2 protein-coding genes are annotated in these 2536 nt (G+C 75.9%); both read right to left on the reverse strand.

From position 1 onward, the window contains the following. Window positions 1-1033 (reverse strand): serine/threonine-protein kinase (locus G3I53_RS14190; RefSeq protein WP_203617087.1); only part of this gene is annotated, 1033 nt, incomplete at its 3' end. A 353-nt stretch (window positions 1034-1386) separates the two neighbouring features. Next, window positions 1387-2346: a threonine/serine dehydratase gene (locus tag G3I53_RS14195; protein WP_031102015.1), complete on the reverse strand. Its 960-nt coding sequence runs from the start codon at window positions 2344-2346 to the stop codon at window positions 1387-1389. Window positions 2347-2536 lie beyond the last annotated feature (190 nt).

A 2536-nucleotide genomic window follows, 5' to 3' on the forward strand; every position in this document is an offset into this window, starting at 1 on the left:
AGGTGGCGGCGGGCGGCGCGGCCGGGGGAGCGGCCGTCGACGTGCCGCCGCCGGGCAGTCCCTGCGTCGCCACCAGCACCGCGACGGCCAAGGTCACCACGGCCAGGGTGGTGCCGAGGACCACGGTCCGGCGGCTCCACTCCCGGCCCGCGTACCGCACGGCGGCGAAGCCGAGCCCACGCAGCCGGGGGCGGGGCACGGCCGCCGCCCCCGCTCCCGGCTCCTCGCTGAGGACGCGGGTGAGGGCGTCGCGGACCACCTGCCGGGTCAGGCGCTCCCGGGAGTCCTTGCGCAGCAGCCCGAGCACCACCTGCCCGAGCGGCCCGGCCCGCACCGGGCTCCGCAGCGGCAGCCGGTCCACGCCCCGCAGGGTCGCCTCCAGCCGGCCCCGCTCCCGGAACGGCGGGCGGCCCTCGACCATCGTGTAGAGGAGGGCGCCCAGCGCCCACAGGTCGGCGGCCGGGCCGATGCGTTCGTCGCGGGCCTGTTCCGGCGAGGCGTACGACGGCGCGGTCAGCCGGGGCGCCAGCGTGGCGCCGACCAGCCCGTACCCGGTGACGACGACCGGACCGGTGTCGCGCACGAACACCTGGCCGGGGCTGAGCTCCCCGTGCGTGATGCCCTCGGCGTGCGCGGCGTCCAGCACGTCGAGCAGTTCCAGCCCGATCCGGGCGGCCCGCACGTAGTTGAACGTGCCCTGCTCGGCCAGCAGCCGGCCGAGCGGGACGCCGTCGATCCACGCCATGACCGTCCACAGCGAACCGGACTCGTCGACGGCGTCGACCACCGTCGCGACCCGCCCCGGAGCCAGCCGGCCCACGCTCTCGGCCGTGCGCAGGATGCGCGACAGGACCCGGCGGGCCGTGTCGCCGGGCTCCCCCTCGGGCAGCCCGGTCTGCGTGACCAGACAGGGGCGGCCGGAGCGGACGTCGTCGGCGTACCAGCAGACGCGGTTGGTCTCGCGGTGGACGACCTCGACCAGCCGGTACCGACCGCCGACCGGCTCGTGTGTGGAGACGTGCGCCCTGCCCATGGTCATCCTTCGTCCAACCGCTGTTTCCCGCCTTGGGCACAGGTACGGAGGACCGCCCCGGATCGGTTCAACGGAAAGGCGTCCGAATTCCGGTGCCGGGGCGGTTCTTGACCCTCATTCGGAAAACCGGGCTCACGTGTGCGAGCGGAAAGGGCCGTACCGGGCGGGAGGCGCCTCACCTGGCACGCCGTGCCGTTCCCTGGGCCGGGCGTATTCCGGCGTGGGCGGCCGGGAAACCGGCGCTCTCGGCCCACCTGGGGGTAACCCGCGGTAAAGGCCGATGCGGGCGAAAAACGGCCCGGTGCCGCGGGCGGCCGGAATGCGGCGGCGGAGTTCGCCGCCGCCCCGTGCGGTCAGCGCAGCCCGAACCGGTCCGCCCAGGCGCTGGTGTCCTCGAAGGTGGCGTTGCCGCCGCAGACCACCAGACCGAGCCGGGCGCCGTCACCCACCCGTTCCCGCACCTGCCGCGCGGCGGGCAGCAGGCAGCCGGCGGCCGGTTCCGTCCACACCTTGGCGTGCTCGGCCAGTTCGAGCGAACCCCGCACCGCCTCCCGGTCCGGCACCACCAGCACCTCGGTGACCAGCTCCGAGACGTGCTCGTACGTCAGCGGCGACACGGTCGGGGCGCTGAGGGTGGAGACGATCGACGACAGCGCGACCGGCACCGGGCCGCCCGCGGCGAGCGCCTCGGACATGGCCTGCGCGCCCTGCGTCTCCACGCCCCAGACGCGCACGCCGGGGCGCCGCGCGCGCAGGGCCGCCGCCACTCCGGAGATCAGTCCGCCGCCCCCGATGCTGACCAGCACGTCGGTGACGTCGTCGGCGTCCGCGGCGAACTCCAGCCCGACGGTGCCCTGCCCGGCGATCACCTCCGGGTCGTCGAACGGGTGGACCGGGGTCAGCCCCTCGTCCCGGAGCCGGGTCATGAGGGCGAAGGCGCCGTCCATGTCGTCGGTCAGCCGCACCGACGCTCCCGCGGACCGGGCGGTCTCCACCGCGCGGGCGGGCGCCGAACGCGGCATCACCACCGTCGCCTTCACGTCGAGCGCCGCGGCCATGACCGCCAGCGCGATCCCGTGGTTGCCGCCGCTCACGGCGACCACCCCGGCGGCCCGCCCGGCCTCGCCGACCGACAACAGCTTGGCGGCCGCGCCCCGCGCCTTGAACGAGCCCGTGCGCTGGAGCAGTTCCAGCTTGGCCGTGACCGGGACGCCCAGCAGCTCCGACAGGCCGGGGCTGGGCACGGTCGGCGTCCGCACCACGTGACCGGCGATCCGTTCGGCCGCCGCCTCGATCCGCGAGATCTGGATCATGTCGGTCACCTTTCCGGCACGGGGGTCGTGATCCGCGCCGTAACGCACCCTCACCCCGGTGCGCGGCCCGGGTCAACCGGGTTCACCGGGCCGCGCGCCCCGGTCAGACGGCGCGCCGGGCCAGGGAGGCGATCAGCGTCCGCAGGTCCCGGGCCGGCCCGGTGCGGAGCGGGACGCCGTCGAGGGTCTC

Source organism: Streptomyces sp. SID14436 (genome assembly GCF_010548465.1).
Taxonomy (GTDB): Bacteria; Actinomycetota; Actinomycetes; order Streptomycetales; family Streptomycetaceae; genus Streptomyces.